Raw genomic sequence first — 6826 nt, 5'->3', positions numbered from 1 at the left:
CTGGGAGAACACCAACAGCCTCTGTTGGATAGAATTCCCGAATTACAGGATTGGAAGATTCACTTATATGGCAAAAAAGAAGCGAAGTATAAGAGGAAGATGGGGCATGTGACCCTTTTACGAGACACAGTGGAAATCGCGCTTGATGAAGCTGAGAGAAGCGGAATCTGGGATGGCGCAGCAGAAATGATCGGAGGACAAAAGAGATGATAGATCGTTATACAAGACCGGAAATGGGAGCAATCTGGACGGAGGAAAATCGCTTTAAGGCATGGCTCGAAGTCGAGATCCTAGCATGTGAGGCATGGGCAGAGCTTGGAGACATTCCTAAGGATGACGTAAGGAAACTCCGAGAGAATGCTTCTTTTGATATTAACCGGATTAAGGAAATTGAGGAAGAGACGCGCCATGATGTTGTTGCTTTTACAAGAGCGGTGTCAGAAACACTTGGCGAGGAGCGGAAATGGGTGCATTATGGCCTGACTTCGACGGATGTCGTTGATACAGCTTTATCGTATGTGCTTAAGCAAGCGAATGAAATTTTGTTAAAAGATCTAGAGAATTTCATCGAAATCCTGATGAACAAGGCAAAAGAACATAAGTACACAGTCATGATGGGGCGCACGCACGGTGTTCATGCTGAGCCTACCACTTTTGGGCTGAAGCTGGGGCTATGGCTCGAGGAAATGAAGCGTAATCTTGAGCGTTTCAAAATGGCGTCTCGTGACGTCGAGTTCGGCAAGATTTCTGGTGCAGTGGGAACGTATGCGAATATCGATCCATTCGTGGAATCATATGTTTGTGAAAAGCTCGGCCTGCAGCCGGCACCGATTTCAACTCAGACTTTGCAGCGTGACCGCCATGCTTTCTACATGTCCACTCTTGCTTTGATTGCGACTTCGATTGAAAAGTTTGCGGTTGAGATTCGCAGTTTGCAAAAAAGTGAAACCCGTGAAGTAGAGGAGTTTTTTGCAAAAGGACAAAAAGGCTCTTCGGCCATGCCGCATAAGCGCAATCCGATTGGCTCAGAGAACATGACAGGGATGGCGAGGGTCATCCGCGGTTATATGACGACGGCTTATGAAAATGTGCCGCTCTGGCATGAGCGCGATATTTCACACTCATCTGCGGAGAGAATTATTTTACCAGATGCGACGATCGCATTGAACTATATGCTGAACCGTTTCGGTAATATCGTGAAGAACTTGACGGTATATCCAGAAAACATGAAGCGCAATATGGATCGGACGCTTGGCTTGATTTACTCCCAGCGTGTGCTGCTTGCTTTGATTGACAAGGGCATGTCCCGTGAGGAGGCGTACGACACTGTTCAGCCAAGAGCGATGGAAGCATGGGAAAAGCAGGTGCAGTTCCGCAGCCTGATCGAAAATGATGAAAAGATTGCCGGATTATTAAGCGAAGCGGAAATCGATGACTGCTTTGATTACAACTATCATATCAAGCATGTTGATATGATTTTTGAAAGACTGGGACTTTAATATTACCGGGCAAGGTTTCTTGCCCTTCTTTTATCTAATGGAGACTGAAGATTGCTAATTATCTCAATCGGAGGGCGTTAAAATGGAAGAGCTGTTATACGAAGGGAAAGCGAAACGAATTTATGCTACTGAGGATGCTGCGATTGTCAGGGTCCAGTACAAGGATTCGGCAACGGCCTACAATGGCGAGAAAAAGGCAGAGATTGTCGGCAAGGGCAGGCTGAATAACGAGATTACGAGTTTACTATTCTTGAAGCTTAGCGAAGCGGGAATCCAATCGCATTTTATCGAAAAAATTTCCGGAAATGAGCAGCTTGTGAAGCGTGTAGAAATCATTCCGCTTGAGGTGGTCGTAAGGAACTTTGCTGCAGGCAGTTTTTCAAATCGCCTTGGGGTTGAAGAAGGCAAAAAGCTTTCCCGACCGATTGTTGAGTTTTACCTGAAGGATGATTCGCTGGGCGATCCGCTGGTCACCGATGATCATGTCGATGTGCTGGATCTTGCATCAGCTGATGAGGTGGCAGAACTAAAGGAAGCGGCCTTAAAAATTAATGGTGTTCTTGGCGGTTTTTTTGCAGAGATTGGCGTGACGCTGATCGACTTCAAGCTTGAGTTCGGCAAGGATGCTGACGGGAAGATTTTGCTGGCTGATGAGATTTCACCTGATACTTGCCGTCTGTGGGACATGGAGACACAGCAGAAGCTTGACAAGGACGTGTTCCGCCGCGATTTGGGGAATCTGACAGATGCTTACGAAACCATTTTAACGAGATTGGGAGGACAATTGCATGTATAAAGTAAAGGTGTTTGTCACGTTAAGGGAAAGTGTTTTGGATCCACAGGGGACGGCCGTTAAAAATTCGCTGGCGACACACGGTTACGAAGGCATCCAGGAGGTCCGAATAGGAAAGTATATGGAGCTTACTCTTGATGAATCGGTTAAGGATGTTGACGCAGCAGTGAAGGAAATGTGCGAGCGCCTGCTGGCGAATCCGGTGATCGAGGACTACAGGTACGAAGTCGAGGAGGTTGTTGCACAGTGAAATTTGCGGTGATCGTATTTCCGGGTTCGAACTGTGACATCGATATGTACCATGCGGTAAAAGATGAGCTTGGCGAAGAAGCAGATTATGTCTGGCATGATGCTGAAAATCTTGAAGGCTATGATGCTGTATTGTTGCCAGGGGGTTTCTCATATGGTGACTATTTGCGCTCTGGCGCGATTGCGCAGTTCAGCAATGTCATGAAGGAAGTCGTCAAAGCGGCTGAAGCTGGAAAGCCTGTACTTGGTGTCTGCAACGGATTTCAGATTTTGCTTGAGGCCGGCCTTCTTCCAGGAGCCATGCGCCGCAATGACAGCCTGAAGTTCATCTGCAAGCAGGTTAAGCTCAAGGTAGAAAATAGCGAAACAATGTTTTCTGCTGGCTATGAAAAAGGCAAGGTCATCACGATTCCGGTTGCGCACGGGGAAGGCAACTACTATTGTGATGAAGAAACGCTGTCTCGTTTGAAGACCAATAAACAAATCGTGTTCACATACGAAGGCGAAAATCCGAACGGAAGCCTTGAAAATATTGCGGGGATCATCAATGAGCGCGGAAATGTCCTAGGGATGATGCCGCATCCAGAGCGTGCTGTCGACGAACTGCTTGGCGGAGCGGACGGACTGAAGCTTTTCAAATCGATCGTTAAACAATGGAGGGAAGCAAATGCGGTTAATGCTTGAACCAAGTCCAGAGCAAATTAAACAGGAAAAAATTTATCGGGAAATGGGATTGTCAGATAGCGAGTTTGCTTCTGCCGAAAAGATCCTTGGACGTACTCCTAACTATACAGAGACTGGTTTGTTCTCGGTTATGTGGTCAGAGCATTGCAGCTACAAGAACTCCAAGCCCGTGCTGAAAAAGTTCCCGGTCACTGGGGAGCGAGTGTTGCAGGGCCCTGGCGAAGGCGCGGGAATTGTTGATATCGGCGATGGCCAGGCGGTTGTTTTCAAAATTGAAAGCCACAACCATCCTTCAGCGATCGAGCCATACCAGGGCGCAGCTACAGGTGTCGGCGGAATTATCCGCGACGTTTTTTCGATGGGAGCAAGGCCAATTGCATTATTGAATTCCCTCCGCTTTGGCGAGCTTGAGTCACCAAGGGTGAAATATTTGTTTGAACAGGTTGTTGCAGGGATTGCTGGTTACGGAAACTGCATCGGGATTCCGACAGTTGGCGGAGAGGTCCAGTTTGACGCTGCATATGAGGGAAACCCGCTTGTGAACGCGATGTGCGTCGGGCTAATCAACCATGAGGATATCAAGAAGGGTCAGGCGCATGGTGTCGGCAATACGGTTATGTACGTTGGCGCGAAAACCGGCCGTGATGGTATCCACGGTGCGACATTCGCTTCAGAAGAATTGAATGAGTCATCTGAAGAGAAGCGCCCAGCGGTCCAGGTTGGCGATCCGTTTATGGAAAAATTGCTTTTGGAAGCTTGTCTGGAACTTGTTAAAAATGATGCGCTTGTTGGCATCCAGGACATGGGCGCAGCTGGTTTGACAAGTTCATCTGCAGAGATGGCGAGCAAGGCGGGTTCAGGAATCGAGATGAATCTTGACCTTGTGCCGCAGCGTGAAACAGGCATGACGGCTTATGAAATGATGCTTTCCGAGTCACAGGAGCGCATGCTGATTGTTGTTGAAAAAGGCCGTGAGCAGGAAATCATCGATCTTTTTTCAAAATATGAACTTGAAGCGGTTGCGATTGGAAAAGTAACGGACGACAAGATGCTTCGTCTTTTACATAAAGGGGAAGTGGTTGCCGAAGTTCCAGCCGATGCTCTGGCTGAAGAGGCTCCTGTCTATTACAAGCCTTCCAGTGAACCGGCTTATTTCCGTGAGTTCCAGAACATGGATAATGAAGTTCCTACTCTTGAAAACTATGAAGCTACTCTTTTGCAGCTGCTCCAGCAGCCGACGATTGCGAGCAAGGAGTGGGTTTACGATCAATATGACCATATGGTCCGCACGAGCACGGTCGTTTCACCTGGTTCTGATGCAGCGGTTGTTAGGATTCGAGGCACGGAAAAAGGCTTGGCGATGACAACGGACTGCAACTCCCGTTATATCTACCTTGACCCAGAAACAGGCGGGAAGATTGCCGTTGCAGAGGCGGCGCGCAATATTGTCTGCTCTGGCGGAGAGCCATTGGCGATTACGGACTGCCTGAACTTCGGAAATCCGGAAAAGCCGGAGATCTTCTGGCAATTTGAAAAAGCGGTTGATGGCATGAGCGAAGCTTGCCGGACATTGAGCACACCTGTAATTGGCGGTAATGTCAGCTTGTACAATGAAACAAATGGAACGGCTGTCTACCCGACTCCGGTTGTCGGAATGGTCGGACTGGTTGAAAATCTTAAGCATGTAACGACTCAGCATTTTAAAAATGCTGGCGATTTGATTTATCTCCTGGGTGACACGAAGGATGAGTTCGGCGGCAGCGAGCTGCAGAAGCTTGTGTATGGCCGGATTTTTGGCAAGGCACCTTCGCTTGATTTAGAATTGGAAGCCAGCTATCAGGCACAGATTTTAACAGCGATTAAAAATGGTCTCGTGTCTTCTGCCCATGATGTCGCAGAGGGCGGCGTTGCAGTTGCGCTTGCTGAATCGGTGATTGGCAGCAAAGGGCTTGGAGCTAGGGTTACACTGGATGGCAATGCTGTATCAGCTTTGTTCAGCGAAACGCAATCCCGCTTTATTTTATCAGTAAAACCAAAGCACCAGATTGAGTTTGAGAGTTTAACAGATGCGGTGCTGATTGGCAAAGTTGTTGAAACGCCAGTATTAAAGATTGATGTCAACGGTGAAAACTTGATCAATCAAGATACAGAGGGGCTGAAAAAAGCCTGGAAAGGAGCCATCCCATGCTTGCTGAACTAAAAGGCTTGAATGAGGAATGCGGCGTTTTTGGAATCTGGGGACATCCCGAGGCAGCACAAATCACATATTACGGCCTTCACAGCCTGCAGCATCGAGGACAGGAAGGCACCGGCATTGTTGTGAGTGACGGCAATGAACTTAAAGGCAGAAAAGGCGAAGGCCTTGTGACCGAAATTTTTACGGCTGATGCAATGGAAGACCTTCAGGGTGTTGGCGCAATTGGCCATGTACGCTATGCGACGGCAGGAGGCGGCGGCTATGAAAATGTCCAGCCTCTGCTGTTTCAATCACAAAGCGGCGGACTCGCACTTGCGCATAATGGCAATCTTGTAAATGCAGATGCGCTCAGGAATCAGCTTGAGGCGCAGGGCAGTATTTTTCAAACGAGCTCTGATACTGAGGTCCTGGCACACCTAATCAAGCGTGGCGGCTTCAGCCAGTTGAAGGATCGTGTCAAAAATGCACTTCCGATGCTGAAGGGTGCTTATGCCTTTTTAATCATGACCGAAACGGAGATGATGGTGGCGTTAGATCCACATGGACTGCGTCCGCTTTCGCTGGGCCGCCTTGGGGATGCTTATGTGGTCGCCTCTGAGACTTGTGCCTTCGATATTGTCGGCGCTGAATTTGTCAGGGATATCCTTCCTGGAGAATTGCTGGTGATTGATGCAGACGGCCTTCACTCTGAGATGTACTCAATGAGCTCGGGCACGGCAATCTGTACGATGGAATATATTTATTTTTCTAGACCAGACAGCAATATACACGGCATCAACGTTCATGCTGCCCGAAAAAATCTCGGCAAACAGCTGGCGAAGGAAGTTCCGATTCAGGCTGATGTTGTAACAGGTGTCCCTGATTCTAGTATTTCTGCAGCGATCGGCTATGCAGAGGAATCTGGCATTCCTTATGAGATGGGTTTGATCAAGAACCGTTATGTCGGCCGGACCTTCATCCAGCCCTCCCAAAGCTTAAGGGAGCAGGGTGTGAAGATGAAGCTTTCACCGGTTCGCGGGATTGTTGAGGGCAAGCGTGTCATCATGGTGGACGATTCGATTGTGCGCGGCACCACCAGCCGCCGGATTGTGAAGATGTTGAAGGAAGCGGGCGCAACAGAGGTGCACGTCGTCATCAGTTCACCGCCAATCCAGAATCCATGCTTTTATGGGATTGATACATCTACCCGTGAGGAATTGATTGCTTCTGACCACACGGTCGAAGAGATCCGTGAATTGATCGGTGCAGATTCTCTCACGTTCTTGAGTGTCGAGGGCATGCTTGAAGCAATCGGGCACAATGAACCTGGCGAAACACGCGGCCAGTGTCTTGCTTGTTTTACCGGGAAGTACCCGACAGAAATCTATCCGCAGGCAGTGCCTGCTGGGCAGAAGTGCTGATGCG

Annotated in this window: 6 protein-coding genes and 1 pseudogene; all 7 read left to right on the top strand. The window is 48.6% G+C overall.

The genetic code is table 11. The annotated features are described in order from the left end of the window. A pseudogene (locus ACH0QE_RS16585) lies at nucleotides 1–210 on the top strand (5-(carboxyamino)imidazole ribonucleotide synthase); the annotation flags it as partial. Next, nucleotides 207–1499 (top strand): adenylosuccinate lyase, encoded by a 1293-nt coding sequence (purB, locus tag ACH0QE_RS16580; RefSeq protein WP_415801683.1) that lies wholly within the window; start codon nucleotides 207–209, stop codon nucleotides 1497–1499. The pseudogene ACH0QE_RS16585 and the gene purB, both read left to right, overlap by 4 nt. An 82-nt stretch (nucleotides 1500–1581) precedes the next feature. Continuing rightward, nucleotides 1582–2295 (top strand): phosphoribosylaminoimidazolesuccinocarboxamide synthase, encoded by a 714-nt coding sequence (gene purC / locus ACH0QE_RS16575; protein WP_415801682.1) that lies wholly within the window; start codon nucleotides 1582–1584, stop codon nucleotides 2293–2295. Next, nucleotides 2288–2542, top strand: a complete 255-nt coding sequence (gene purS, locus ACH0QE_RS16570; protein WP_415801681.1) for a phosphoribosylformylglycinamidine synthase subunit PurS — start codon at nucleotides 2288–2290, stop codon at nucleotides 2540–2542. The genes purC and purS overlap by 8 nt, the downstream gene beginning before the upstream one ends. Further along, nucleotides 2539–3225: a phosphoribosylformylglycinamidine synthase subunit PurQ gene (gene purQ / locus ACH0QE_RS16565; RefSeq protein ID WP_415801680.1), complete on the top strand. Its 687-nt coding sequence runs from the start codon at nucleotides 2539–2541 to the stop codon at nucleotides 3223–3225. Before purS ends, purQ begins: the two co-directional genes overlap by 4 nt. Then, complete coding sequence (purL, locus tag ACH0QE_RS16560) at nucleotides 3209–5425, top strand: phosphoribosylformylglycinamidine synthase subunit PurL (protein ID WP_415801679.1); 2217 nt, start codon at nucleotides 3209–3211, stop codon at nucleotides 5423–5425. Before purQ ends, purL begins: the two co-directional genes overlap by 17 nt. Continuing rightward, nucleotides 5410–6822 carry an amidophosphoribosyltransferase gene (purF, locus tag ACH0QE_RS16555; RefSeq protein WP_415801678.1) on the top strand — a complete coding sequence of 471 codons (1413 nt, stop codon included), beginning with the start codon at nucleotides 5410–5412 and terminating at the stop codon, nucleotides 6820–6822. The genes purL and purF overlap by 16 nt, the downstream gene beginning before the upstream one ends. The last annotated feature ends 4 nt before the right edge of the window (nucleotides 6823–6826 follow it).

It is taken from the genome of Mesobacillus sp. (assembly GCF_047739415.1).
Classification (GTDB): Bacteria; Bacillota; Bacilli; order Bacillales; family Cytobacillaceae; genus Mesobacillus.
The sequence above is the reverse complement of the archived record's forward strand: the minus strand, read 5'-3'. Positions and strand labels throughout refer to the sequence as shown.

Coding starts and splice junctions, on each gene's coding strand:
- purB (WP_415801683.1), top strand. CDS start 207: ATGATAGATCGTTATACAAGACCGGAAATGGGAGCAATCTGGACGGAG.
- purC (WP_415801682.1), top strand. CDS start 1,582: ATGGAAGAGCTGTTATACGAAGGGAAAGCGAAACGAATTTATGCTACT.
- purS (WP_415801681.1), top strand. CDS start 2,288: ATGTATAAAGTAAAGGTGTTTGTCACGTTAAGGGAAAGTGTTTTGGAT.
- purL (WP_415801679.1), top strand. CDS start 3,209: ATGCGGTTAATGCTTGAACCAAGTCCAGAGCAAATTAAACAGGAAAAA.
- purF (WP_415801678.1), top strand. CDS start 5,410: ATGCTTGCTGAACTAAAAGGCTTGAATGAGGAATGCGGCGTTTTTGGA.